This is a genomic window from Hungatella hominis (genome assembly GCF_014288005.1).
Classification (GTDB): Bacteria; Bacillota; Clostridia; order Lachnospirales; family Lachnospiraceae; genus Hungatella; species Hungatella effluvii.
The window spans coordinates 52,502-78,635 of the sequence record NZ_JACOPB010000013.1; the positions used below are offsets into that span (position 1 = coordinate 52,502).

The window sequence follows — 26,134 nt, forward strand, 5'->3', positions numbered from 1 at the left end:
CATTATACGGATGATGGGAGCCGAGGCCTGCTGCATACAGTGCTGATTCTCTGTGTGATTTCTCTGTTTTTGGTATTTCTGGTTGCGTATGTAAAACTGTATACGGCGTCAGATCCGGATTCGCATCAGGAAAGGGATTCCTTATACTGCTTCAGTGCTTTTGCCAGCTGGTCCGGGCAGGAGGTAGGTCTGGGACCGCAGTGGATTCCGTCGAGACGTTTGATCGCTTCGTCTACGTCCATCCCCTCGATCAGACGGCCAAGGCCCTGTGTATTACCGGAACATCCGCCGATGAAGCGGACATTGGTGAGTTTGTTGTCCTGTACGTCAAAATTAATTTCCTGTGAACATACGCCGTGTGTTTTATAAATCATGAATCATTCCTCCATATTTCTTCTATGCTTTATTTGTTTTCTGCCTTATTTTTGACCCTGCATTTTTACAATTATACCGAACAAGGGAAGGAATTGTCAATAGCAGCGGTTACTGAAACCCTCTTGCAAACAGGACGAAAACAGTTATAATAATCAATATATGCAAATTAACCCGGAAGGGAACCCGAAAAGGAGGCGCTGTATGTTAGGAATTATCGGAGCCATGGATGTGGAAGTGGCGGAAGTAAAAGAGGTAATGCAGGAAGTGGAAGTAAAAACCATGGCCGGCATGGATTTTTATAAAGGAACGCTGAGAGGAAAAGAGGCAGTGGTGGTCCGTTCCGGTATCGGCAAGGTGAACGCGGCGGTGTGCACACAGATTCTGGTGGATCATTACGGAGTGGACGCGGTCATCAACACGGGAATCGCCGGTTCTTTGAGAAATGAGATCGAGATCGGAGACGTGGTGCTTTCCACCGATACGGCGCAGCATGATATGGATGCGACGGGGTTTGGATACCCGGTGGGGCAGATTCCGCAGATGGAAGAATTCTCGTTTCCGGCCGATGAAACGCTTCGGAATCTGGCTCTGGAGTGCTGTAAGGAAGTGAATCCTGACATTGGAGTTTTTACCGGAAGGATCGTTTCCGGGGATCAGTTTATTTCCGATCGGGTTAAAAAAGACTGGATTGCGGAAAATTTTGGAGGCTTCTGTACGGAAATGGAGGGTGCGGCGATCGCTCAGGCAGCATACTTAAACCACGTCCCATTTTTGATTATCAGGGCGATCTCAGATAAGGCTGATAACAGCGCAACCATGGACTACAGCGAGTTTGAGGTAAAGGCGGTGCGCCATTCCGTAAACCTGATTTTAGCCATTGCAGAAAGGTATTCATGTTAAGTTGAGAATCGAATCCTGACGGGATTTGACGAACGATTCTAGGCTCTCTCATCTTCCCAAAGGAAGTTTCGGTGGTTATAATAATCCTATCACCGGAACAACCGGGAAGAAAGGGGAGCTATTATTATGCTGGAATTTTTACAGACAGGCAAAGCGCTGTACGTGCTTGCAGCCGTATGCGGCCTTGGGGTCGTGACCAGATGGCTGACACGTAACCTCTACAAAAGATTAATTAAAGAAACGGACAACATGTCACTGACGAAGAACAAGAATCTTCGCACATTTAAGCAGAAGACAGAAAACAACTATCAGATGAATCAGGGGATTCCGAAAATAAAGCCTTATTTAGAGAGGCAGATGTATGATTTCAGATTTATGGGCATGACGCTTAACGGGTGGAACACATTTTCCAATCAGATGACGCTTCTTTGTTTCCTCGCAGGAGGTGCGGCGGCGTTTGGCGCATACTGGTATCGTACCGATCCTTATTACATAGTGCTGTACGGCTCCATGGGAATCCTGGCAGGGCTCTTTACGATCCTTGTAGACCACGGAGCAGGCGTCGGGGATAAGAAACAACAGCTGTTCACCGCGCTTGATAATTATCTGGAAAATACACTGATCTACCGATTGGATCAGGAACGAGATGAAACACAGGCGATATCGGGGCCTCATATGGAAACCCGTGAAAATATCCGGTCGATCTATCCCGTGGCAGCAGGTACTGCACCAGGACAGGCAGAAGAGCCGGAGAAACAGGAAAACGTGCGGGGAAAGCAGAGAAACAGGACGGAGCGCATGAAAAATCAGTTGAAGGCGGAATCGCAGGCTCGCAGACAGAACAGCGGCCGGTCCGACGGAAGACAGAGAGATGGAAGGCAGGGCGGTATTATACAGGAAAATATTATGACAGAAAACGGTATGGGAATGGCGTCTGACGAGATGTCAGGTATCACTGGAAATCAAAATATGGCGTCGGAAATGGCGCGGAGCGGCAGCGGGCCGTCAGAAATGGAAGGATCCATCCGGGATGTGGACTATTTAAAGAAGAGTTTGGAACAGATAGCGGCAAGCCGCGAACGGGGAAGAACCGTAAAACAGCAGGAGGACTGGCTGAAGGATTTGAACCCCGATGAATTGAAGCTTATTGGGGAGATTCTGCATGAATATCTGACTTGAACATTTGGGAGAGAAAGGAAAATTGTATCGCAATTGGAGGGGATTTATGATATACTGTTCCTGAACAGGCATTCTATAACCTGAAACAAAAGGAAAAGGAGAATGATAGAAATGGGAAAAGAAGTAGTATTTGATTATTCCAGAGCAGCAGGCTTCGTCTCAGCAGAAGAGATGGAAAATATGAAAGCCACAACGTTGTGTGCAAGAGATGTGCTGATGGACGAGTCCGGCGCAGGGAATGATTTTTTAGGTTGGATTGATCTTCCGGTAGACTATGATAAGGAAGAATTTGAGAGAATAAAAAAAGCGGCGGCCAAGATTCAGAACGATTCTGATGTACTTCTTGTAGTTGGTATTGGCGGTTCCTATTTAGGCGCCAGAGCGGCCATTGAGTTCTTATCCCACAGTTTCTATAATGTATTGCCGAAGGGAAAACGCAAAACTCCGGAGATTTATTTCTTAGGCAACAGCATCAGCAGCAAATACATCCATGACTTAAAGGATGTGCTGGAAGGAAAGGATTTCTCCGTTAATATCATATCCAAGTCCGGTACAACGACAGAACCGGCGATTGCATTCCGTGTCTTCAAGGAGATGCTGATCGAAAAGTATGGCCGTGAAGAGGCGAACAAGAGAATTTACGCTACGACGGACAAGTCAAGGGGTGCACTTAAGAATCTGGCGACGGAAGAGGGTTATGAGTCCTTTGTCGTGCCGGATGACGTAGGTGGACGTTTCTCAGTCCTGACAGCGGTCGGTCTGCTTCCGATTGCAGTATCAGGCGCTGATATCGATAAATTAATGGAAGGTGCTACAGCAGGAAGAAAGGCGGCTCTTGAGACTCCATATGAGTCCAACTCCGCATTACAGTATGCAGCCGTGCGCAACATCTTACATAGAAAAGGCAAGGCCGTTGAGATTGTGGCCAATTATGAGCCAAGCCTTCATTACGTTTCCGAGTGGTGGAAACAGTTATTTGGTGAGAGCGAAGGAAAAGACCGCAGAGGTATTTTTCCGGCAGCTGTGGATTTAACCACGGATTTACATTCCATGGGCCAGTTTATCCAGGACGGCTCCCGTGTGATGTTTGAGACCGTGCTGAATGTCGAAGAATCCCCGGCCGAGATCCTGCTTCAGAAGGAAGACGTGGATACGGACGGCATGAACTACTTAGCAGGCAAAAATGTGGATTTCGTCAACAAGAGTGCCATGAACGGCACGATCTTAGCCCATACAGACGGTGATGTACCGAACCTGATGGTAAAGATCCCGGAACAGGACGAATACTGCTTAGGACAGTTATTCTATTTCTTCGAGTACGCATGCGGTGTCAGCGGTTATATTCTGGGTGTCAATCCGTTCAACCAGCCAGGCGTGGAGAGCTATAAGAAGAATATGTTTGCGCTTCTGGGTAAGCCTGGATATGAGAAAGAAAGAGAAGAGCTGTTAAAGAGATTGTAAAATAGAATAAAAGGCCCGTATTCCATGACTGGGTGAGCAGTTGTGGGGTGCGGGCTGTTTTTTTATCCATTTTGGCGATATTTTGCTTGATCGTTAAGGCGGGTAACATGTTCCAATCCATAATTTTCACAGATTATACAAAAAAATTAATATGTTCAATAAATAAGTGTATGATATAATATAAACATACATCAAAACCGTTAGGGTAACTGCAGACCATCGAACCCTATGAATCCGGTGCAGCCTGCTGAATCAATAGATTCTCAGAGGTTGGCTGGCGTTTCCGGGCATAAGTGAATAGAAATGGAGAGACGGACACTATGAAAGGGAAAAGAACATGGAAGATAGCGGTGCTGTCCCTGTCGCTGGTTTGCGCAGTATCTGGCTGCGCCCGGGAAAGCAGGCGCATGCTGGATCCGAAAAAACCGACTGTTATTACGGTCTGGCATGCATATAATGCTTTTGCAAAGACGAAATTTGATGAAAAGGTGACAGAATTTAATGAGACAAAAGGGCTGGAGCTGGGGATTGTCGTGGATGCCTACGGCTTTGGTTCGAGTGGGGAACTGGATGACGCTTTGTTTAACTCCGCCAATGAGATTATTGGATCTGACCCGCTTCCCAATGTGTTTACGGCGTATCCGGACAGCGCATACCGCCTGGATCAACTGGCACCCCTGGTGGAAATGGAAGAGCATTACAGTGCCAAGGAGCTGGGGCGGTACCGCGCAGAGTTTCTCAGCGAGGGTGTCTGGGGAAAAGATGGCCGCCATAAACTGATACCTGTGGCGAAATCGACAGAGCTTTTATTTGTGAACGAGACGGGATGGAAGCAGTTTCGCTCGGCTACAGGTCTTTCAGATGATGTACTTAACACATGGGAAGGGCTTGTCTCGGCAGCAGAGGAATATTATAGATGGTCAGGCGGGCAGCCATTACTGGGAATGAACAGCTTTAACGACTTTGCGGTACTGACCGCGGTTCAGGATGGAGCGGATCCATTTCCTGCTGATGGGGAAAATCACTCATTTGTCTATTCCAGGGAGACCGCGAGGAAGGCGTGGAATGCCTATTACGTCCCTCATATAAACGGCTGGTATAAGAGCAGTGTGTATAATCAGGATGGGCTGAAGAGCGGCAGTCTGCTGGCCTACATCGGTTCGTCGGCCGGCGCCGGATACTTTCCTAAAGAAGTGATCGTGGATGGGGAGAACCAGTATCCCATCGAATGCGGGGTGAGGCCCTATCCGACCTTTGAGGGAGGGAGCGGCTATATGGCTCAGAGGGGAGCGGACATGGGAATATTTCGTTCCAGCGAGACTTCCGAGTACGCCGCTGCGGAATTTTTGAAATGGTTTACGGATCCTGAGCGGAACATTGAATTTACTGCGTCAATCGGATATATTCCGGTGGAAAATGAGGCGCTTTCGTCTATCGAAGCGCTGGAAAATTTCATACAGATGAGCGATAATACGGATGCGGTAAAAAAGAGCGTGACAGCGGCCCTTGAGGCGATGCAGGAAGGGAAGTTTTACGTCAGAAGGCCGTTTGAGAATTCGTATGAAGCAAATGAACGGTTTTCCCGTTCCCTGGAGCGGAAGGTGGAGCTTGATATGAATGAGCTTCATAACAGAGTGGAGAACGGCGAAGACAGGCAGACGGTGATTTCCGGCTTTATGGAGGATGAGAACTTTGATAAATGGTATCAGGATTTAATGAGAGAAATGGTTGGAGAGGTAAATGAATAAAAAGGTGAGAAGTGATTCGATCGCCTTTAAACTGGCACTTACGTTTGTGGTGTCGGTTGTGATTCAGAGTCTGTTGATGACGGCCCTTCTGAGTCTGGGCGGTGTGATCGGGCAGTCCCGGGAGAATGCGTACCAGATTTTTTCAGAGAAAGTGAAGAACCGTGCGGTGACAATCGAAGGGGAGATGAAGAATGTCTGGACGAATTTTGAACTCTATACCGATGAGCTGAGCCGGTATTTCGCGGAAGCAGAGAGAGATGAGAACGGGGAACTGCTGGAAAAGGAAGAACTGCTTAAGGCGGCCGCCCCGACTGTGCTGAATGCGCTGTACTACACGAAAACTACGGGTGTATTTTTGATATTAGACAGGGGAGACGATGAAAACGGCAGCTACCCGGCGCTTTATTTCAGGAATGCCAATCCGAACCGGGTCGATGAGCGCAATTCCAATACCTATCTTCTGGCCGGCCCCTGGGACGTGGCACAGGAGACGCAGGTGGTGACAGATGCCGCATGGAGGTACCAGCTGGAGCTGACGGATGCGAATCGTGCGTTTTATGAAAAACCATTCGGCAGTATAGGGCTGGCAGGCGATGAAAAACTGCTGGGCTATTGGTGTCCGTCTTTCCGGCTCTATGACGGAGGGGAAGAGGTGGTAACGTATTCGATTCCTCTGGTGGACCAGCGGGGAAGGGCAGTCGGTGTATTCGGTGTTGAGATCTCGCTGAACTACCTGTATAAATATCTGCCGCCATCCGATTTGATGGCCGTGGACTCCTACGGCTATGTGGTCGGAATACAGACCGGAGAGAACGGTGAGATCCGCCCGCTCGTCACCCACGGAGCTCTCCAGAAACGGATTCTGCATGGCGCCAGTCCTATGGAACTTAAGGCAAAAGATGCAGAGAACGGTATTTTCCAATTGGAAAACCACAATGGAAATGAGATAATCTATGCGTGTCTGAAACAGATGGGCATGTATTATAACAATACTCCTTTTTCGGGAGAAGAGTGGTATCTGATTGGTCTGATGGATGAAGATGCACTGCTGCGGTATCCGCACCGAATCCAGGAGATTCTGGTCTACACATTTCTCATTTCACTCTGTGCAGGCGCAGGGATTGCGGTGCTGATCAGCCGGTGGTTCACCCGCTATTCCAGGCTTCTGGAGCTCTCGGAGGTTCCGGTGGGAGTCTATGAGATGGGCTCTAAAGGGAATAAGGTCTACATGACGAACCAGGTTCCCCGGCTGCTGGGATTATCGAAAGAGCAGGAACGGGCTTTTTGCAGGAGCCAGGATGAATTTCAGGCGTTCTTAAAGAAGATCTGCGAGAAGCCGACAGAGGATGAAAATGTATTCTGTCTGGAACGGCCGGAGGGAAAACGCTGGATCCGTCTGACCTTTCGTGAGGATGACGGGAAGAAGAGCGGAGTCGTGGAAGATGTGACAGAGGAGACGCTCAAAACGCAGTCACTCAGAGCGGAAAATGATCTGGACGGCCTCACCCGGGTGCTGAACAGAAAAGCCTTCGAGCGCCGGCATCAGAAATGGGATGGAATGCTGCGGCTCGGAAAGCCGCTGGCGGTCCTGATGTTCGATTTGAACTGCCTCAAGAGGGTAAATGACCAGTTTGGACACGAGACGGGCGATAAGTACATACGCTTTTCTGCCAGAGCGATCTCCGGAGCCTTAAAGGAGGCGTGGATCTACCGCATCGGCGGTGATGAATTTGCAGCAGTGCTTGAGGGAGTGCCTGAGAACTCGATTGAGGAATGCTGCCGCCTGTCAGCCGGCCAGGTGGAGGCGTATGGAAAAGATAATGGGTTTGAAGCGGGAATCGCCTGGGGATATGCGATACCCGCTCCGGACAGTGCGGAGACATTCGGTGATCTGTTGTCCCGCGCGGATCATAATATGTATGAGATGAAGAAGCAGATGAAGAACATAGATAAATCTTGAAGTAAAAGGCCCATGGCTGTAATCGGATGAGGATTGCAGCCATGGGCCTTTTGATTTAGCTTAGGTTTTCTGAGATCAGTCTTGCTGTATCCATCACTTTCTTTGGATACTCTGAAAGATGTTCCGTCATACGCACGGTGGGGCCGGAGATGCTGATGGCGGCAATTGGTTTTTGGCTGGTGTCAATAACCGGCGCTCCGATACAGGTAAGCCCCAGTTCATCTTCCTCAACACTTAAACAGTAGCCGCTTCGGCGAATCTCATCTAATGATTCCATAAGTTTTGAAGGCTCTGTGATGGTATGCGGAGTCATAGGGGCAAGGGGGACGTGGTCTAAAAAGTCCCGGATAAATTCGTCCCCCATAAACGCGAGCATGGATTTTCCGGTCGCAGTGGAGTAGCAGGTTTTTGGCAGGCCTACAAATGACTGCATGTGAAACGCGATCGCTCCGTCAATCTTATCAATAAAACGGATATTCCAGTCGTCATCCCATATGGCGAGATGCACGGTCTCGCGGACATTTCTCTGAAGCTCTTCCAAATGCGGGCGGGAAGCCTGCAGTATCTCCATGCGGGCCAATACAACGGAGCCGAAATATGAGAATTTCATTCCAAGGCGGCACCGGCCATACTTATCCTTTTTTACAAAACCTCTGGCTTCCAGGGTCGCCACAAGGCGAAATACCGAACTTTTTCCCAACTCCAGTTTCTCTGCTATTTCTGTCAGCGTCAAAAAATTATATTCTCCCAAAAGTTCAATGATCCGCAGTGCGTTTGTCACGGACTGCAGCATGTATTTTTCATTCTGTTCGTTTGTTGTATATTCCACAATTATTATCCTTTCCCAAGTCGCTACTATAGTTATAACAAAATGCAGTCCGAGTTGCAACCTTCTTACGCGGCGCGATACCAGGAGATTTTGCTAATTGCATTTTTCTTTGTCAAAATACTCTTATGGTTCTTCCAACAGTCTATAACATATTTGAATTAGACTGGTATATTTTTCCAAACGGTTTAATTGATAGAAAATAATATAATAAATCTAGTATTGACAAAACAATAGAGAAGGAATAATATAAGGATGTAAAGTTCGTATGAAGAACTTAAAATTCGTATAGAGAACTATGGCGAGGAGGCGATCGGAAAAAAGAAAATAAACATATGTATTTCCGGATAGGAATTATGATCCGGCAGATTATCAGTGGGGGAAGTTTACCAGAAGTTAAAAGGAGAAAGGAAGGTTCGTATGAAATTGAAAAATTTAGGGTGGCTGGCGTTTGTAATCGGCCTTGTAACCGTAATTCCATTAACGCTGACGGAAAAGCTGCCCGGCGATCTTATGGGGTGTTTCGCATTGATGTTTGTTCTCGGTATCGTTTTTGGCGAAATTGGGGACAGAGTAAAGTTTATCCACGACTGGATGGGTGGGGGCCCAATCCTGTGCGTATTTGGACCGGCTTTACTGATGTATTTCGGGATTCTTCCCGCAGGGCTTAAGGATATTATGAAGAACTTCATGGATAACATTAATTTCTTTGCATTCTTCATTTCCATCATGATCGCGGGGGCGATCCTATCCCTGTCGAGAAAAATTATTATCAAGTCCACATTAAAATTTTTACCGGCCATTTTAGGCGGTCTTTTGATGTCGTGTTTTCTGGCATTTCTGGTGGGAGCAGTCACCGGTTACGGTGGAAAGAACGCTTTGTTTAATCTGGCAATACCGATTATGGGCGGAGGTGTGGGAGCTGGCGCACTGCCGCTTTCACAGATATATTCCGGCCACTTTGGGGGAGAGTCGGAAACCATTCTTTCGGTATTAATGCCGGCGGTAGTACTTGGTAATGTGGCTTCAATCATTCTGGGAGGAATATTAAACCGTGTAGGAAAAAAGAAGCCCACACTGACGGGAAACGGCCAGATTCTTAAAATTGCGGATCCGGAGCTGGCGAGAGAACTGGAGGAAGAAGATAAAGAGATCAACGGAGCGCCAATTACCTATGAAGGTCTGGGAGCAGGATTCTACGTCGCCATGATTGCTTATATGGCGGCTCTCATCGTTAACAAGTTTGTCTACAGCGGGCTTCATACATACGTTTACTTAATTATCATTCTAACCCTGGTCAAGGCATTTGGCCTTCTTCCCAAGCACCTTGAAGTCGGTACGATCCAGTGGTCCAGAACGTGGACAAAGAATCTGCTCTATGCGGCGTTGATTCCAATTGGAATATCCAATATTGATATCGGTAAAACCATTGAAGCGCTGACGAATCCCATCTATCTGGTTCTGGTCCTCGTGATTGTTATCGGCGCGGCCATTGGTGCAGGACTTGTTGGTCATTTTATGGGGCTCTATGAGGTAGAGGCAGCCATTGCAGCGGGACTTTGCATGTCAAATATGGCCCAGACCGGTGATCTGGCTACCCTGGCGGCGGCAGATCGCATGGAACTGCTTCCATATTCCTCTTATTCGTCCAGAATCGGAGGTTCTGTCGTGCTGGTGCTGGCAGGAATTCTGCTGAATTTTATTCATTAATAAAGAGTACAGGAGGAATTGATTCATGTATATCAATCAGGAAAAATGTGTGGGATGTGGTAAGTGTGTGCCATACTGTCCCAGAGATGCGATACGGATTGAGATGAGGAAGGCGGTTATCGATTTAGACGCATGTGTGGAATGTGGTGTCTGCCTTAAAAATACCGGGTGTCCTCGGGATGCCATTTATAACATTCATCTGGAAGCGCCCAGAGCGTACCGGAAGGCATTTTCGGATCCATTTGGAAAACATGAGAATACCGCCCTCAAACATGCGGGAAGAGGGACGGAGGAAGTAAAGACCAACGATGTGACAGGCGTAGTACATAGCCTTGATATGATTACTTTTGCGGTGGAGCTGGGGCGCCCGGGCGTCGGATCGACGTTCCGTGATCTGCAGACAATCCTGCAGGCAGCAGCCCCTTATGCAGAAAAGTTTGAGGTTAATAATCCGGTCACTTCGCTGATTATAGACAAGGAAAAGGGAATTATCGAACCGTCTGTGCTGGATGAGATTGTAATGAGCGCTATCGTAGAGTTTTCCTGCAGACTGGAGAATGCAGACTCGGTGCTTCGGGCGCTTAAGGAGGCATCACATCACATTGATACGGTATTCAGTCTCTGTATTATCTGCCGCGTAGATGAGAGGGACGATTCCCTTCCGGTCATGGATATTATAAAAGAACTGAATCTGGACCTTCATGCGGCATCGGCTAAGACGAATCTCGGACTGGGAAGGCCGCGCTACGAAGACAGGATTAAGGAAGGGGGTGCCGCGTTATGACACATACGCTTCACAGAGTAAAGACCCGCTCCGGGCAGACGGACGATTATGTGGTATTAATCATGCCGGCACGCGGAATTAATAATCAGAACAGTGTTGAGATATTTAAGAAATACCTGGATCTTATGGCTCAATTTGATCCGGTTAATATGGGGGCCATCGGCTGCGGTAACTTTGCAACGCATACTTTGGAGGAGATAAAGGCGAACCTAAAGCCGGAGGTTCCCATGGTTCACGGAGTATTTGATACCAGGGACAAGCTGATTGAAGTCATGAAGGCTCTAAAGGAGGCCGATTACGGATATTCCGTTGTCGTTTCAGGACTGGTGGACGATGTGGACTGCTGTGCAAAAGCGGCTGGTATTAACCGTCATTCTGTGGATATTTCCCTTGGAATCTGGGGGAATGTGGATAAACTTCCTGAGACTCAGATTCTGGAGATCACCACCATGTGCGGCCATGCCATGATATCGGCTGGCCTGGTCACAAAGATGGTGGAAGATATAAAGGCTGGCAGAAGGACTGCAAAGGATGCTGCGAATGAGTTATCGAAGCCCTGTGCCTGTGGTATCTTTAACCCGCATAAGGCTGAACGTCTGCTTTTAGAGCTTGCAGAAAAATTATAGGACGGAGGGGGATACGTGATTAAACTCAAGTTTTTTGGCCTGGGAGGCCAGGGAATTGTGACTGCAGCGAAGACTCTGTCTGAGGCGGTTTCCATCTATGAAGAGGAGTATGCGATAACTGTTCCGGCCTATGGACATGAACGGCGCGGAGCGCCAGTCAATACCAGCATTATGATAGACAGCAAACCGGTTCTGTTAAACTGTTTTGTCTATGAACCAGAGATTGTCCTTGTTTCTGACGCGAGCTTTCTGACGCGGGAAATAGATATTGGAGCAGGTATTTCTGGAAATGCGGTTCTGGTACTCAACACAGGAGACGAGGGTATCGCAGGACAGTTTAAGGAAAAGTTCGGATTCAAAGAGGTCTATTATGCGGATGCCACGCGTATTGCAGTAAAGAATATAAAGAGAAACATCCCCAACAGCGCCATGCTGGGTGTTCTGGCGAGGACCGGAATCGTAAAAATAGAATCCGTGATGGCGGCCGTTAAATCTGTCTTTGGAACAAAGGCGGGCAGTGCAAATGCGGATGCGGCAAAGGAGGCTTACGATGAAACTGGAAAGATTTAGAGCTGAAGGGCCGATTGCCACCGTATTTGGGGCGGTGAATACAGGTTCCTGGCGTCAGGAGTATCCGACGGTGGATTACGAGGCCTGCATTAAGTGCGGTACCTGCCAGAGATATTGCCCTGTTGACGCCATAACAATTCGGGCAGATCAGGAAGAATGTGTGGTATTTGCCTGGGATTTCTGTAAGGGCTGCGGAATCTGTGCCAATGAATGCCCGAAAACATGTATTAAAATGGTGCCCGTGGGAGGTGAGAGATAGATGGCTCAGTATAAAATGTTGGATGGCAACGCGGCTGCGGTACAGGCTGTAAGCATGGCCGGAGTAAAAGTAGTTTCCGCATATCCGATCACACCTCAGAGCCCCATTGCGGAAAAGCTGTCAGATTTGATTGCACAGGGAACGCTGGATGCAAAATACATCCGTGTAGAATCGGAGCATTCTGCCTTAAGCTGCGCCCTGGGAGCCCAGCTCACCGGAGTCAGGGCGGCTACAGCGACAGCATCGGTGGGTCTCGCGCTCATGCATGAAATCTGCAACGCGGTATCCGGTATGCGTGTTCCTATGGTTATGCCGGTGGTGAACAGGGCTCTGGCGTCGCCATGGAGTCTCTGGTGCGACCACCAGGACAGCATGGCGGAACGAGACAGTGGCTGGCTTCAGTTTTATTGTGAAAATGTGCAGGAGATTTATGATCTGCTGCTGATGGCATACCGAATTGCGGAACACGAGAAGGTTCTGCTTCCGGCGATGGTATGTTTTGATGGCTTTTTCCTGTCTCATTCCATGCAGAAGGTGCTGGTTCCGGAGCAGGAAGAGGTGACAGAATTTATCGGACCGTACCAGAAAAAGAATTTCTGGCTGGATCCAGCCGATCCGGTATTTATCAATGATCTTATCTCTCTGGAAGAGTTTACGGAGATGAAGTATCAGATGATGAAGGGATTTGAGGCTGCGGAAGAAGTATTCGGAAAGACGGCGGAAGAGTTTGAAGCCAGATTTGGACGAAAGCTTCAGATGCTGGAGGGATATCGGACAGAGGACGCCGAAACAATTCTGGTAGGTATGGGTTCCATGATGGGAACTATGAAGTACTTTGTCAATGGACAGCGGGAAAAAGGTGAGAAAGTCGGGGCGGTAAAGGTAACGTGTTTCCGGCCATTCCCGGCAAAGCAGATGAAGATACTGACACAGAATGCGAAACGGATTGCCGTGTTTGACAGAAGCGCCGGTCTGGGCGCCATGGGCGGACCTCTCTTCCAGGAGACGGTGGGCGCCGTGGGCGAAGGCTGTATAGTGAAGGATTACATAGGCGGGCTGGGCGGCAGAGATGTAAATCCGGCAACAATACAGCGTATGTATGACGATATTCTGCATGCAGAAGCCGCTTCAAATATTCCGGTGTGGATTGATATAAAGGAGAATCCAATGGATATCAGGGAGGTGCTCAGATATGTATAAGATCGAAACAGAAGCGAAGGGCCTTGTATCCCATGGAGTAAATGCATGTGCCGGCTGCGGCTTAGAGCTTGTTTTCCGGAATGTTGTCCAGACTTTAGGAGAGGACACGGTCGTCATTATTCCGCCGGGCTGTGCAGCGCTTTTCAGCGGTATTGACAATGTAACAAATATGAAAATCGCCGGTTACCAATGCAACCTGGAAAATACAGCTGCGTCGGCCGCAGGGGTGCGGGCCGGACTCGACGCGCAGGGAAATACTCATACGACGGTACTGGCCTTTGCCGGAGACGGCGCTACCGCAGATATTGGTCTTCAGTCGCTGTCGGGAATCATGGAGCGCGGCGACCGGGTGCTCTACGTCTGCTATGATAATGAAGCCTATATGAACACGGGGATACAGGGGTCCAGCGCCACGCCATACGGTGCTAATACGACTACGACTCCTGCAGGTAAACCCACATATAAGAAAGATTTGCTGAAGATTGCGATTGCCCACCACATTCCGTATGCAGCTGCATGTTCCGCTGCAAATCTGCCGGACCTGGTGAAAAAAGTAAAGAAGGCCAAAGATGTGGATGGCCCGGCGTTACTGCATGTACATACGCCATGCCCCACCGGCTGGGCATACCCGCCTGCAAAATCCATCGAGGTATGCCAAACGGCGATCGAAACCGGGGCCTGGGTTCTGTATGAATACGAAAATGGCCGGATCACAGTGAACAGAAAGGTAAAGGAATTAAGGCCAATCCGGGATTACTTATCACTCCAGGGGCGTTTTAAGAAGATGACAGAGGGGGATATGGAAGTTTTACAGAAAGAGACGGCTGCCAGATACAGAGAGCTCCTTGCGTCAGAAGGCTGAATGGAGGAGGAGAGATGGAGAAGGATTATCGCATTCTTATTACAAATGGGGGCTCTACCTCTACTAAGATTGCCGTACGTGAGAATCATGAAGTACTTTTGTCGGTATCCGTTAAGCATACGACTAAAGAGCTGGAGCAGTATCAGACCATCTGGGATCAGTATGATTACAGAAAACAGGCTGTTTTAAAAGTGCTTGAGGAAGCCGATATCAAATTGGATTCTCTGGATGCCCTGGTGACGCGTGGAGGTAATATGCGGGCCGTGGAAGGGGGGATCTATGAGATCGGAGAACAGATGCTCGGGGATATGAAAAGTGGTCTCTATGGCTCTCATCCATGTTCGGTCTGCAATCAGATTGCCTATGATATGGGAAAAGAATTGGGAATTCCGGCCCTGGTTGTGGATCCGCCCATGACGGATGAACTGTGCAGTGAAGCCAGGTTTTCTGGCAGCGCTGCCATTCAGCGGATATCCAGCTTCCATGCGCTGAACCAAAAGGCGACAGCGCGGAAGATCTGTGCGAAAATGGGGAAAGCCTATGAAGATACGGATATGATTGTCGTTCATCTGGGCGGAGGCATATCGGTAGGTGCTCATAAAAAAGGCCGCGTGATCGATGTCAACAATGCCCTGGATGGCGATGGCCCATTCTCACCGGAAAGATCTGGCGATTTGCCGGTAGGGGCTCTGATCCGGCTTTGCTATTCCGGACAGTACACCTGTCAGGAGATGCTGCGTCAGATCAACGGGCGCGGCGGTCTCGTCAGTTACTTGGGAACCGCGGATTGCTTAGAGGTGGAACAGCGAATCAAAGAGGGGGATGAGCTGGCTGAAGCCGTCTACAGGGCCATGGCGTATCAGGTAGCAAAAGCGATCGGAGGAGCGGCCGCGGTTCTGTGCGGCCGAGTGGAGGCTATTGCATTTACCGGCAGTCTGGCATTTTCAGAGTGTTTTACCGGACTGATAAAAGAAAGAATTGGGTTTATTGCACCGGTCTATCTTTATCCGGGCGAAAATGAGATGGAGGCGCTGGGAGATGGTTGTCTCCGGTACTTAACCGGCCGGGAAGCGAAAAAGGTATATCCATATACAGATCGGGAGGCAGATGATGATAAAACGGATCAGAGAGATTGAACAGTATTTAGACAGAGAAAATCCGAAAGTGATCGGAGTAGCCGCGGCTGAAGATCAGGATATCATGGAACTTGTAAAAGAGATGGGAAAACGCCGCATTGCCCGGTTTGTATTGGTAGGAGACGGCGGCAAAATCACAGAGCTTCTGGAGGAAAACGGCATTTCAGAAGACACAGCAATAGTAGTAAACTGTCAGGATCACGGTGAGGCGGCCAGAACCGTTGTGAGCCTGGCGAGATCCGGTGAGTGTGACCTTATTATGAAAGGGAACCTTCATACATCAGTATTTTTAAAAGCTGTACTGGATAAGGAAAATGGATTGAACACCGGAAAGCTGCTGTCACAAATTACAGTATACGATAAACTCGATGGGGATGGAATTCAGTTAATGACAGACTGCGCCATGGCTATAGAGCCTGGCCTGGAAGACAAGAAGGCGATCATAGAAAATGCAGTGGAACTAATGCGCCGGCTGGGATATGACTGTCCCAGAGTAGCACTGATATCAGCCCTGGAAGTGGTAAATCCCAAAATCCCGGATACAATGGAGGCCGCGATACTGAGCAAAATGTGTGACAGGGGCCAGATAAAAAACTGTATTGTCGATGGTCCTCTGGCGTTGGACAATGCCGTATCAGAAGAGGCGGCTCGTCACAAAAATATTACAAGTCCCGTAGCGGGACACGCGGACATTCTGGTGTTTCCTAATTTACAGGTGGCAAACTGTGTCTTTAAAACGCTTATTTTCTTCGCAAAAATGGACACCGCCGCAGTCATCATGGGAACAAAAGCACCTGTAGTCATGACCTCGAGAACAGACACCGTAGAAAACAAAATGATGTCAATTATGTTTTCCATCTATCTGTCAGGAAAGCCGGATGTCAGTCATTCATAAAAGTATCTTACCGCTTTTCTGACAAAACCAGAACACAGCGCCAGCTCGCCCGTGACCAACCGGGCGAATCGGCGCTGTGTTTCCATCTATTGATGCACTGCATTCTGCTTCCTGTACTGATTCGGACTTATCCCCGTAAACTTCTTAAATATCTGAGAAAAATACGACTGCGAGGCAAATCCCGTGCTGGCTGCGATTTCGGCAATTGAATAATCCGTCTGTGTGAGCAGATCCTTGCTTATCTGGAGACGGCGCTGGATCAGATAGGTGATGGGCGACATTCCCAGATACTTGGAAAAGGTGTGTGATAAGTAAAACTTGTTGATATGGGTGGCATCTGCCAGAGAATCCAGGGTAATCGGCTGTGCGTAATTTGCATCCAGATACCGTTTGGCGCTGGCGCATTCCTTGGGCATGCGGGAGGCATCTGTGGAGATGATGCCGAACTGGTCATTTCTCGTAATGTAGATGAGAATAACTTCCAGAAGGTCGTGGCATACCTGTTCGTAACCGTTCTTTTTTTCCTTGATCTCACGAAGCATCAGCTGGGAAAAGTTCAGCAGGTTCTTTTTTTCGGCGGAATAGTTATAGTAACCATAGTTTTCCGGGACATCCGGAGTGCCGAAAGAGAAGGTCAGGCCTTCAACGCCGAATACGATATACTCTAACGGTTTGGAATCCATGGACTTCTCCGTGTGTTCCACATTGGGATTGACGATGACCATATCATTTTCCTTAACCGTGATCAGCCGGTCTTCCACCAGGAATTTTCCCAGGCCGCTGATGACATAGAACAGCTCGGTAAAATGATGGGTATGGGGAAGACTCTGCCAGTCGCCTTCGTATTTGGAGGTAGAGGCGTACAGGAGATGGAAATTCAGTTTTTGGAGTGTTTCAAGATTTTTATCAAAATTCAATCGTTCGTTACTCATAGGACTACCTCTTTAATTGATACTGTCTATTATAGGCGATTTGGCCATGAAAGGAAAGCTTTTTATTATTATTGAAGCAAGATATATAAAAAGTTAGAATCCTATGGGGGACCATGCCGGTGAATGCCCTTTCTTCCACTTATTGTCAGCTTTATTTAAGAATATAGTTCTGGTATTGGTAAGATGTATATAGTATACTGTATTGTATTACATTTCTTATTATAAGGAGGAAACTATGAAAAAATATTTTGCACTTCTTTTGAGCGCGGCCATGGTATTATCCCTGGCAGGTTGCGGCGGCGGAAAAGACGCCAGGACGATTTATGATGAAGCTTCTAAGAAGACTTCGGAACTGCAGGAAATGGATATCGAGACAACGGCTGCCATGACGATGACTCAGGGGGATCAGACCATCGACTTATCGACAACCATGGATATTCAGATGACAGGCGCGAATACGGATGATATGAAGTATCTGGCAGCCGGAAAGACCACGATGGCGGGTCAGGACATTGATATGAAGATGTACTATGAGGGCGGCTATTACTACATGGAGACTATGGGACAGAAGATCAAGTACGCCATGGATTTAAACCAGCTTATGGAGCAGGTAAAGCAGAGCACGGAAGGCGCCAATATGGAATCTTCTTATATGAAAGAAATCAAGGCGAAGAAGGACGGAGATAACCAGGTTCTTACATTTACGGCTGATGCGGAAAAGATGGACTCTTACGTACAGGATATCATGGGCAGTATGAGCGGAGCGATTGCCGGAGCAGAAGATATTGCTTATAAGATCAAATCGGCCAGCGGGGAAGCGGTTGTGAATAAAGACGGCTATTTCTCAAGCATGAATATCAAGATGAGTATGGATATGACGGTTCAGGGAGAGACAGTTGGCGTGGAGATGGATACCAATGCCGTTTATCATAATCCGGGCCAGGCGGTTACATTGACTGCGCCGGATTTGGAAGGCTATCAGGAAATCGATCCTGCGGCTTTGGGAACCCAGCAGTAAGCAGACAGCGCTGCACATTCTTATGAGAAGAATGTGCAGCGCTGTTTTAGTCATGATTTTATTCTGGAAGAACGATGGAAGCGTCATTGGAGCGTTCGAGAGTTGCATTGCTGTACTGCGTGATGGTCTTGACTGTCTCGCCGTCGATTTCCTGTCCATAATCGTAAGAGAGGCGGTATTCGATCGTCAGCAGGCGTCCCGATGAATCGATGACGGCTTTCAGTGTCTCAGCGGTATAATTCCGGTCGATGGCCCCGGCACCGGTCTCCTCCAGTTCCTTCTGCTTTGCCTCCAGAGAACTTCTTTCATACTGCTTTAAGTCATCTTTAGCCAGTTCCCGCTGATACCAGTCCATCGCTTCGTCGTACATGACCTTAGAGGGAAGAGAAGATTCCTTAAGCTGTTCAGGGCTGCGGCTAAGCGAAATCGTGGTCCAGCCGCCATCCTTATCGATGGAAGCTTCTGCGAAGTCTTCCGGAGCGATGCGGTGCCCGTAGATCCACAGGCGCTTTTTATAGTCTTCATTTCCGGAAGGGCTGCCGGTGGTGTCGTAAACCCAGCCTTTCTCCAGCAGTCCGGGATGACTGCCCGTATCACTGCCGGCGTCTGAGGGGATGTGGTACTCGTCTTTCTCTTTGTCAAATATCCGGTAATAGTGATCGCCGCCAAGAAGCTCATGCTCTACGGTCAGAGTGGAGCTCTTGTCACTGGAGGAGGTGGTAATATAGTAGTCACGGCCGCCGTCCACGGAGACGCAGATATACGTAGTCTTCTGGACGTCATAGCTTTTCTCATCGAAAAGTGCACCTCTGGAGATCGTAAATTCATAGCGGTCCAGGGCCAGATCGTGTTCAATCGCGGCATTGATGGCGTCTGCCGCTTCCTGCAGTTCGTGTTCACTGGTTTTCCCGAAACAGCCGGAGACCATCAGGGAAGCGGCGGCCAGAGCGGCGGCCGGAACCAAAAGCCATTTACTTTTCCGTAACATCGTAATCCCTCTTTATTCTTCGATGACCTGGATTTCCAGAAAATCGAAATCAATGTGTTCGATAAAGTTGTCCTGATAAAAACGCGCCTTGTCATGAACCTTAAACTCGTGAATGGTGGCGTCCAGCCAGATCGGCTTCCCCAAATCAAATTCATAGCAGATATCATCAAGAGCCTGGAATACCATGGCGGTTCTGGACATCGAGTAATCGGAGATGCAGATAACGGTATCCCGGACGAGTCTCGTATCTTTTATAATCTTTCCCCACATGCGAAACATAGAATCTTCCTCCTCCCGTATATCTGTGGTTTTTATAAAAAGTGTATGCAGTTGATTATATCATCCTGGCGGGAAGCAGTGCAAGGGAAAAAACTTGAGATTAAAAATTTGTAAAAATGAATAGAATATGATAGAATCAAGTTAGCGTTTTTTGTGGAATAAAATCGGATAAAACCGAAGGAGGACGACGACGAATGGCACAACCGATAACAGACCAGGTCGGATTCCTGTCAGAGGCATGCAGAGCCGTACAGGAGCTGTCTGCGAGCAAAAATTCACTGGATAAAATACGCCTGGATGAGAAGCGTCTGGAGAAAGAACTGGAGGCGGAAAAGAAGGCAGTGACGGATGCGATCAGTCTGACTGTGAAGAAGCGTATGGAAGAAATTAACGGTTCCTACGACAAGGAGATAGCAAAAGGACAGGACCGGTTAAAGCGGGTTCGGAGCAAACGGGAGAAGGCGAAGAGCCAGGGCGTGAAGGAACGGATTGAGGAAGAGACGAAGGAACTGCGGGATGACAACCGGGAACTGAAGCTGCAGATGAAGACGGCGTTCCAGCAGAACCGTGTGCCGCGTTTCTGTAAATCCACATGGTACTATTCCCTGTATTTTACCAGAGGATTCTCAGAATTTCTGATTTTACTGGTGACGATTCTGATTTGCTTTCTTGCGGTTCCGTGGGGAATCTACATGCTGCTTCCGCAGAAGTCCAACTACTATCTGGCGGGGATCTATTTCGTGGTTGTCGTTGTCTTCGGAGGACTCTATATTCTGATTAATAATAAGACAAAGGTGCGTCATCAGGAGACGCTTAAGCAGGGACGGAAAATCCGCGATTTAATGAGGACGAACGATAAGAAGATTCGCGTCATTACCAGCGCGATCCGGCGCGACCGGGACGAGGCTGTGTATGATCTGGAAAAGTATGACGATGAGATCGCTCAGATCGAGCAGGACCTGGCGGATATCACAAGCAAGAAGAAAGAGGCGTTAAATACATTTGAGAAGGTGACGAAGACCATCATTTCCGATGAGATTGCCGGTGGAAGCAGGGAGAAGATCGAACGGCTGGAGGCTGATCTGCGCCGTACTTCGGATGAGGCCAAGGAAGCCGAGGTGAAAGTGAAGGAGCAGACGCTCTTTATCACGGATAATTATGAATCCTATATCGGAACGGAATTCATGGTGCCTGAGAAGCTGGATGAGCTGGCTGATTTTATACGGCTGGGGAAAGCCGCTACGATCAGTGAGGCGGAAGCGCTTTATAAGAGTGTAAAGGGATAACGAATATATAATAAGAGAAAGACGCGGTGCGGAACTTCTATTGCAGCAGATAGAAGTTCTGCACTGCGTCTTTCTTATTGCTGCTTTTTCACTTCCGGCTACGGCAGACGCCTCTGAAGCAGATCCCAGTCCGAGTTTACGATCAGTTTCTCCGGAAAGGAGATGCTTTTTAACATCTTTAAGGCCGCGTCGTGGCTGCCAACTGCATATTTGGAGTGGGCGTCGGAGCTGACCAGTACGGAGACGCCGTATTCCATGCAGAGCCGGGCGACGGTTTTGCAGTTCTTATCGCTTCCGGGGCGGACTATGAAGGAGTTGGAGTTGATCTCGATTAACTTTTCCTCATGGGCGCATGCCTTGATGACGGCCTCATAGTCGCATTGAAAGACCGGATTCCCGATGTGCCCCAGACAGTCCACATCGGGATTTTTCAAGATCTCGATGAGCCCCCGCGTGTGATCCGCCGGTGAGGCGGGGGCAATAGCTTCCGCGTGATAGGAAGCAATGACAATATCCAGATTCTTTAAAATGGATTCAGGCAGGTCCAGCTGTCCGTCATACGACTTGATATTTACTTCGGCGCCCTTGTAAAAACGAATACCGTAAAGCTCGTCCGGAAGGTTTCGTAAACACAGGAAGTGAAGTTCCATGGCGCCGTCCAACATCCCGGGACCGTGATTGGTAATGCCAAAGGCTTTAAAACCTTTAAACTTTGCGGCCAATGCCATCTCATCCAGAGTGCTGTAGGCGTGCTGGCTGACGCTGGTATGCATATGTAAATCCGCGATTGTTTTCAAATACACCCCTCTTTTCTTCTTATATAATTTTGTGGTAAGATAAATTTATTATAATGTTTAGTAAACAAAAAATCAATACAATCTGAAAAAAATACGAAAATACTAAAAAATAATATAAACTTTACAAAACATTTACTTATAATTTTATTGACAAAAATAGTCAACATGCTATAATCTAACTATAAAACATCAATAAATACGATGAAAAAAGTGATTTAGCACAAACTGGTACTAGGAAACTAATGGAAATGGAATAGAGAAAAGTTTACTGAACGGAAGAAAAAGCAAAGACAAAGACAAAGGCAAAAGGAGGAAACAATGGGAAGCGTATATGCAGAAGGGCAGGAGTATCACCTGCAGATCAAGGAGAGAGATATCGGCCGGTATGTAATACTGACCGGTGATCCGGGAAGATGTGAAACCATTGCAGGGCTGCTTGACCGTCCGGAGAAAAGGGCGGCAAACCGGGAGTATGTTACTTATACCGGATATTTAAATGGGGAGAAGGTCAGCGTGGTGTCCACCGGAATCGGCGGGCCGTCGGCGGCCATAGCCCTGGAGGAGCTGGCGCACTGCGGGGCCAGTACCTTTATCCGTGTTGGAACCTCGGGAGGTATGCAGCCGGAAGTGCTGGGGGGAGATGCGGTGATCGCCACAGGAGCTGTGCGCATGGAAGGCACGAGCAGGGAGTACGCCCCCATCGAATATCCGGCAGTTGCGGATTATCAGGTGGTTATGGCTCTTAAGGAAGCGGCAGATGCGGCCGGACAGCGCTGCCATCTGGGCGTCGTGCAGTGTAAGGATTCCTTTTACGGTCAGCATGATCCGGATACTATGCCGGTAGCAGATGCGTTAAATTCAAAATGGAAGGCCTGGGTCCGGTGCGGCGCGCTGGCAAGCGAGATGGAGTCCGCGGCGCTGTTTACGGTCGGGCAGGTCCGCAGGCTTCGCATGGGTACGGTGCTCCTCGTCATAGGAAACCAGACAAGGCGGGAGATGGGACTTGAGGATATCCAGTGCCATGACACCGGAAAAGTGGCAGAACTGGCCGTGGAGGCCATGAAGCGGTTAATAGAGCACGATAAAACCAATCAGAAAAATTATGGAGGGAAAACATTATGAAGAAAAAAGGCAGAGCATTGACGGCAGTATTGCTGGGTCTGACCATGGTGATGAGCCTGGCTGGATGCGGTCAGAAGAAGGAGAACACAGCCGATACGGCAGCGGCGGGCAGCGAGGCGGCTAAGACGGAGGAAAGTACGGGAGAAAAGAGCACGTCTGCGGAGATGGAGACAATTACCTTAAAGCTGGGCTTTAACGGAGATTTCCTCACAATGCCGGAAGCGGTACTGGGAGCCGCGGAGAATTTAAATAAGAAGTACGAGCAGGAAGGAAAGAATATCCGGATCGAGTTTGAGACGGATTATCAGACCATCGACAACAGTGAATACCATAACAACATCGTGTTTGCACATAAGAGCGGGGACGCACCGGATATCTTCATCTGTGACGCCGATGTGGCCGGATTCGTAAAGGCCGGATGTGTTCTGGATATCACGGATGTGATGAGTGATGCATTCGTAGACGGCGTATTCACACCGACTATGGTGGATGGAAAAGCCTACGCCATGCCTTTCGACCTGCCGCTTCGTGTAATCTATTACTCCAACAAGGACCTGGCGGATATCGGATGGAGCCAGGACGAAATCGACGCGTTGCCGGAAAAGATCCGGGACGGGGAATTTACTCTGGAACAGTTTATGGATCTCTGCAGTGAAGTGGTAGAAAAAGGCGGAGCGAAGTACGGTCTGGTTCACAGACCAGGAGCCGGCAATGACTTTTTCGATATGTTAAACGCGTTTGGCGGTCAGTATTACGATGAAAACGGCAGCCTGGTGTTTGACGAGGCCGGAATAACGAGATTTTTTGAGAGCATCTACGAAAATGCCAACACGACGAAGATCACACCTCCCAACTTAAACCAGCTGGGTTGGGATACAATCAATAAGATGGTAGGTACGGGAGAAGCCTTCGCCTACTACGGTCCGATGTTCTCCGCGACGTATGTGGCGCAGGCGGCAGGACTGGAGACGGAAGAGTTTGCGAAGAATGAGACGTTTGTGCTATTCCCGAAATCCGAATATACGGATGCCCCGTTTGCAACGGTAGCGCCTCAGATGATGGCGATCAGCGCCGATACAAAATATCCGGATGTCTGTAAGGATATTTTCCGCGAACTGGCCGGCGATTCCAACTCTCTGTTAGCAAAACATGCAGGCACCATCTACACGCTGTCCTGTATCAAAGAAGCCAATAAGAACCCGGAAGTGACGGAGAATCCGATCCTTAAGAATGTAACTTACATGGCAGATTACGCAAGGTCCGTTCCGGCAATCAACAATTTATCTTCCTTAAAGAGCGAGATGTTCACACAGATTGTCTCCCTCGAACTGGGACAGACGACTCCGGAACAGGCGGTTGCCGACTTGAAGACTCAGATCGAACTGAATGTTGACAATGTAATTTTCAAATAAAAACAGTAAGGTTTGCCGCTGCTGCGCCAGGGGGTGTGAAAGATCCCGGCGCAGCAGCATTTAGGAAGGCGGTTCCTCATGAAAAATAAAAATGGACAGGCATATATGTTTTTAACGCCTTTTTTGATTTTGGTGACGATTTTCTATGTGATCCCGGCCGTACTGACTGTGGTGATGTCATTTACGAATCTCGATTCCTCGTTTGTGTGGGAATTTAACCATTTCAAAAATTTTATTAAGATATTTAAAGATCCAAATACGCTGGTCATTGTAAGAAATACCCTGATCTTTGTCGGGGTGGCGATTGTGGCGACGGTTTTCTTAAATCTCCTGTTCGCCGTGCTCACTACATATTTCGTTAAGACAGAGCGGTACTCCAGCATATTTAAGGCGATTCTGATGATCCCCATGATCACACCGGCTGTTGTGTATTCCGTACTCTGGATCTGGCTGTTGGAAGCCGGCGAGGGAGGAATGGTCAACCGGGTCTATTTATCCTTTGTGGACTCCCAGCCGATTAACTGGATTGCCAAGTATCCGATGCAGATCGTCCTCTGCGCGACGATTCTCGTCAATATTGCGTATGGAACCATTATATTTTCCAGCGCGATCAAGAGCATTCCGGAAAACCAGTTTAAGGCGGCTCATGTGGATGGGGCGGGAGAATGGGAGATTATCAAAAGCATTATCATCCCCAATATCCGCTACCACATCCAGTTTATCGCCCTGTGGGAGGCGCTGGGGCTTCTCACGAACTACGTGACGATTCTCCTCATCACCAACGGCGGACCGGGAATCCAGACCGAGGTCTGGTCGCTGTCAGCCTACCATAAGGCGTTTAACGACCAGCAGTATGGATACGGCGCGGCTATTTCCCTGATGCTGATCCTGGTGGTACTGGTTCTTATGATCCTGATGAACAAAGTCATGCAGAAGCAGAATGAAAGATAGGGGGGAGAACGAATGGCAAAGGTTACGTTAAGCAAGACGGAGAAAAAGAAACAGAATATCGCGATAGCGGTACTGGTTCTGCTCTGTGCACCGATCCTGTATCTGTATATCAGCTTCTTCAGTCTTGCGTTTTTTAATGCGGATGGCGCGTTTACATTAAGCAATTTTGATTTCCTGTATAAGCCCATGAAGCTTAAGCAGACAACGATTCAGCCCATTGGAAAATCATTTGTAAATACGGTTTATTTTACAATTATAGTCACTCTGAGTGAAGTGGTCATCAGCTGTCTGGCCGGGTATGCGCTGTCGAGACTTCAGTTCCGGGGAAGGAAGACGATTCAGTATTCACTTCTGATTCTGAGGATGTTCCCAAACCTGCTCTTACTCATTGCCGTGCTCTATGTTCTGATCGCACTGCATATCGTCAATACCATGGTGGGCGTCATTCTGGTCGCCATCGCATTTCGGATTCCGGGGTCCACCTTTATTATTAAAAACTTTTTTGATGGGATACCCAGGGATATCGAGAATTCCACGCTGGTGGACGGATGCAGCAGGCTGAGCGGTTTCTTCCAGGTTATTATCTATCTGGTTAAGCCAGGCATCGCCTCGATCTCGATTTTCTCATTCCTCAGCGCATGGTCCAACTATATTTTGTTTAACACGCTGATTTTCAATTCCAAGACGCCGGTTATCGCCACGTACCTCCATTCCCTGTCGCGGAGTGAGCAGATGATCGCGGATTACGGTGTATTTGCGGCAATGGCAATCGTATATATGCTGCCGGTATTCGTATTTTTCGTTATATCTCAGAAACAGTTGATGGAAGGCAATATCGGAGGCGGAAAGGGAGTATAA

26 protein-coding genes are annotated in these 26,134 nt (G+C 48.4%); 20 read left to right on the plus strand and 6 right to left on the minus strand.

Annotated elements, in window-relative coordinates:
* Positions 1-125: 125 nt before the first annotated feature.
* Positions 126-374 (minus strand): TIGR03905 family TSCPD domain-containing protein, encoded by a 249-nt coding sequence (locus H8S75_RS22650; RefSeq protein ID WP_002605485.1) that lies wholly within the window; start codon positions 372-374, stop codon positions 126-128.
* Positions 375-576: 202 nt separating this feature from the next.
* Between H8S75_RS22650 and H8S75_RS22655 the strand changes: the two genes are divergently transcribed.
* The 5 genes from H8S75_RS22655 to H8S75_RS22675 all read left to right on the plus strand — a co-directional run bounded on the left by H8S75_RS22655 (position 577) and on the right by H8S75_RS22675 (position 7,623).
* Positions 577-1,275 (plus strand): 5'-methylthioadenosine/adenosylhomocysteine nucleosidase, encoded by a 699-nt coding sequence (locus tag H8S75_RS22655; protein WP_187023483.1) that lies wholly within the window; start codon positions 577-579, stop codon positions 1,273-1,275.
* Between the two features lie 126 nt (positions 1,276-1,401).
* Complete coding sequence (locus H8S75_RS22660; protein ID WP_187023484.1) at positions 1,402-2,454, plus strand: hypothetical protein; 1,053 nt, start codon at positions 1,402-1,404, stop codon at positions 2,452-2,454.
* A 111-nt stretch (positions 2,455-2,565) separates the two neighbouring features.
* Entirely contained in the window at positions 2,566-3,915 is a 1,350-nt protein-coding gene (locus H8S75_RS22665) for a glucose-6-phosphate isomerase (RefSeq protein WP_187023485.1), read from the plus strand.
* 320 nt (positions 3,916-4,235) lie between these two features.
* On the plus strand, positions 4,236-5,663 hold the full coding sequence (locus H8S75_RS22670) for an ABC transporter substrate-binding protein (RefSeq protein ID WP_187023486.1): 1,428 nt from the start codon (positions 4,236-4,238) through the stop codon (positions 5,661-5,663).
* Positions 5,656-7,623 carry a sensor domain-containing diguanylate cyclase gene (locus H8S75_RS22675; protein ID WP_187023487.1) on the plus strand — a complete coding sequence of 656 codons (1,968 nt, stop codon included), beginning with the start codon at positions 5,656-5,658 and terminating at the stop codon, positions 7,621-7,623. Before H8S75_RS22670 ends, H8S75_RS22675 begins: the two co-directional genes overlap by 8 nt.
* Before the next feature lie 55 nt (positions 7,624-7,678).
* Here the strand turns inward: H8S75_RS22675 and H8S75_RS22680 are convergent, their stop codons facing one another.
* Complete coding sequence (locus H8S75_RS22680) at positions 7,679-8,452, minus strand: IclR family transcriptional regulator (protein ID WP_187023488.1); 774 nt, start codon at positions 8,450-8,452, stop codon at positions 7,679-7,681.
* A gap of 417 nt (positions 8,453-8,869) precedes the next feature.
* Between H8S75_RS22680 and H8S75_RS22685 the strand changes: the two genes are divergently transcribed.
* From H8S75_RS22685 to H8S75_RS22725, 9 genes are read left to right on the plus strand one after another with little or no spacing between them, the layout of a single operon-like run.
* Entirely contained in the window at positions 8,870-10,159 is a 1,290-nt protein-coding gene (locus tag H8S75_RS22685; RefSeq protein ID WP_187023489.1) for a 2-hydroxycarboxylate transporter family protein, read from the plus strand.
* Positions 10,160-10,184: 25 nt separating this feature from the next.
* On the plus strand, positions 10,185-10,943 hold the full coding sequence (locus tag H8S75_RS22690; protein ID WP_187023490.1) for a DUF362 domain-containing protein: 759 nt from the start codon (positions 10,185-10,187) through the stop codon (positions 10,941-10,943).
* Positions 10,940-11,569, plus strand: coding sequence for a hypothetical protein (locus tag H8S75_RS22695; RefSeq protein WP_187023491.1), 630 nt, complete (start codon positions 10,940-10,942; stop codon positions 11,567-11,569). Before H8S75_RS22690 ends, H8S75_RS22695 begins: the two co-directional genes overlap by 4 nt.
* Before the next feature lie 15 nt (positions 11,570-11,584).
* Positions 11,585-12,139 carry a 2-oxoacid:acceptor oxidoreductase family protein gene (locus tag H8S75_RS22700; protein ID WP_187023492.1) on the plus strand — a complete coding sequence of 185 codons (555 nt, stop codon included), beginning with the start codon at positions 11,585-11,587 and terminating at the stop codon, positions 12,137-12,139.
* Positions 12,120-12,398: a 4Fe-4S binding protein gene (locus H8S75_RS22705; RefSeq protein WP_055658384.1), complete on the plus strand. Its 279-nt coding sequence runs from the start codon at positions 12,120-12,122 to the stop codon at positions 12,396-12,398. Before H8S75_RS22700 ends, H8S75_RS22705 begins: the two co-directional genes overlap by 20 nt.
* On the plus strand, positions 12,399-13,598 hold the full coding sequence (gene porA, locus H8S75_RS22710) for a pyruvate ferredoxin oxidoreductase (RefSeq protein ID WP_187023493.1): 1,200 nt from the start codon (positions 12,399-12,401) through the stop codon (positions 13,596-13,598).
* On the plus strand, positions 13,591-14,460 hold the full coding sequence (locus tag H8S75_RS22715) for a thiamine pyrophosphate-dependent enzyme (protein WP_187023494.1): 870 nt from the start codon (positions 13,591-13,593) through the stop codon (positions 14,458-14,460). The genes porA and H8S75_RS22715 overlap by 8 nt, the downstream gene beginning before the upstream one ends.
* Positions 14,461-14,474: 14 nt before the next feature.
* Positions 14,475-15,596, plus strand: coding sequence for a butyrate kinase (gene buk / locus H8S75_RS22720; protein WP_187023495.1), 1,122 nt, complete (start codon positions 14,475-14,477; stop codon positions 15,594-15,596).
* Positions 15,568-16,491, plus strand: coding sequence for a bifunctional enoyl-CoA hydratase/phosphate acetyltransferase (locus H8S75_RS22725; protein ID WP_243270403.1), 924 nt, complete (start codon positions 15,568-15,570; stop codon positions 16,489-16,491). The genes buk and H8S75_RS22725 overlap by 29 nt, the downstream gene beginning before the upstream one ends.
* Positions 16,492-16,577: 86 nt before the next feature.
* On the opposite strand, the gene H8S75_RS22730 is transcribed toward H8S75_RS22725, so the two are convergent.
* Complete coding sequence (locus H8S75_RS22730; RefSeq protein WP_187023496.1) at positions 16,578-17,423, minus strand: AraC family transcriptional regulator; 846 nt, start codon at positions 17,421-17,423, stop codon at positions 16,578-16,580.
* Positions 17,424-17,658: 235 nt separating this feature from the next.
* Between H8S75_RS22730 and H8S75_RS22735 the strand changes: the two genes are divergently transcribed.
* Positions 17,659-18,441, plus strand: coding sequence for a DUF6612 family protein (locus H8S75_RS22735; protein WP_187023497.1), 783 nt, complete (start codon positions 17,659-17,661; stop codon positions 18,439-18,441).
* A gap of 58 nt (positions 18,442-18,499) precedes the next feature.
* Here the strand turns inward: H8S75_RS22735 and H8S75_RS22740 are convergent, their stop codons facing one another.
* Entirely contained in the window at positions 18,500-19,429 is a 930-nt protein-coding gene (locus H8S75_RS22740; protein ID WP_187023498.1) for a hypothetical protein, read from the minus strand.
* Positions 19,430-19,441: 12 nt separating this feature from the next.
* Positions 19,442-19,708 carry a hypothetical protein gene (locus H8S75_RS22745; RefSeq protein ID WP_002605495.1) on the minus strand — a complete coding sequence of 89 codons (267 nt, stop codon included), beginning with the start codon at positions 19,706-19,708 and terminating at the stop codon, positions 19,442-19,444.
* A 194-nt stretch (positions 19,709-19,902) separates the two neighbouring features.
* Here H8S75_RS22745 and H8S75_RS22750 point away from each other — a divergent pair, with 194 nt between their 5' ends.
* Positions 19,903-20,994: a hypothetical protein gene (locus H8S75_RS22750; protein WP_187023499.1), complete on the plus strand. Its 1,092-nt coding sequence runs from the start codon at positions 19,903-19,905 to the stop codon at positions 20,992-20,994.
* Positions 20,995-21,092: 98 nt separating this feature from the next.
* On the opposite strand, the gene H8S75_RS22755 is transcribed toward H8S75_RS22750, so the two are convergent.
* Positions 21,093-21,791 (minus strand): phosphatase, encoded by a 699-nt coding sequence (locus H8S75_RS22755; protein ID WP_187023500.1) that lies wholly within the window; start codon positions 21,789-21,791, stop codon positions 21,093-21,095.
* A gap of 318 nt (positions 21,792-22,109) precedes the next feature.
* Between H8S75_RS22755 and udp the strand changes: the two genes are divergently transcribed.
* The 4 genes from udp to H8S75_RS22775 all read left to right on the plus strand — a co-directional run bounded on the left by udp (position 22,110) and on the right by H8S75_RS22775 (position 26,134).
* The gene (gene udp, locus H8S75_RS22760; RefSeq protein ID WP_187023501.1) at positions 22,110-22,913 is read left to right on the plus strand and encodes a uridine phosphorylase; all 804 of its coding nucleotides are present in this window, start codon (positions 22,110-22,112) and stop codon (positions 22,911-22,913) included.
* Positions 22,910-24,325, plus strand: a complete 1,416-nt coding sequence (locus H8S75_RS22765) for an ABC transporter substrate-binding protein (protein ID WP_187023502.1) — start codon at positions 22,910-22,912, stop codon at positions 24,323-24,325. The genes udp and H8S75_RS22765 overlap by 4 nt, the downstream gene beginning before the upstream one ends.
* A gap of 78 nt (positions 24,326-24,403) precedes the next feature.
* On the plus strand, positions 24,404-25,276 hold the full coding sequence (locus H8S75_RS22770; protein WP_002605500.1) for a carbohydrate ABC transporter permease: 873 nt from the start codon (positions 24,404-24,406) through the stop codon (positions 25,274-25,276).
* A 12-nt stretch (positions 25,277-25,288) separates the two neighbouring features.
* Positions 25,289-26,134, plus strand: coding sequence for a carbohydrate ABC transporter permease (locus tag H8S75_RS22775; protein ID WP_187023503.1), 846 nt, complete (start codon positions 25,289-25,291; stop codon positions 26,132-26,134).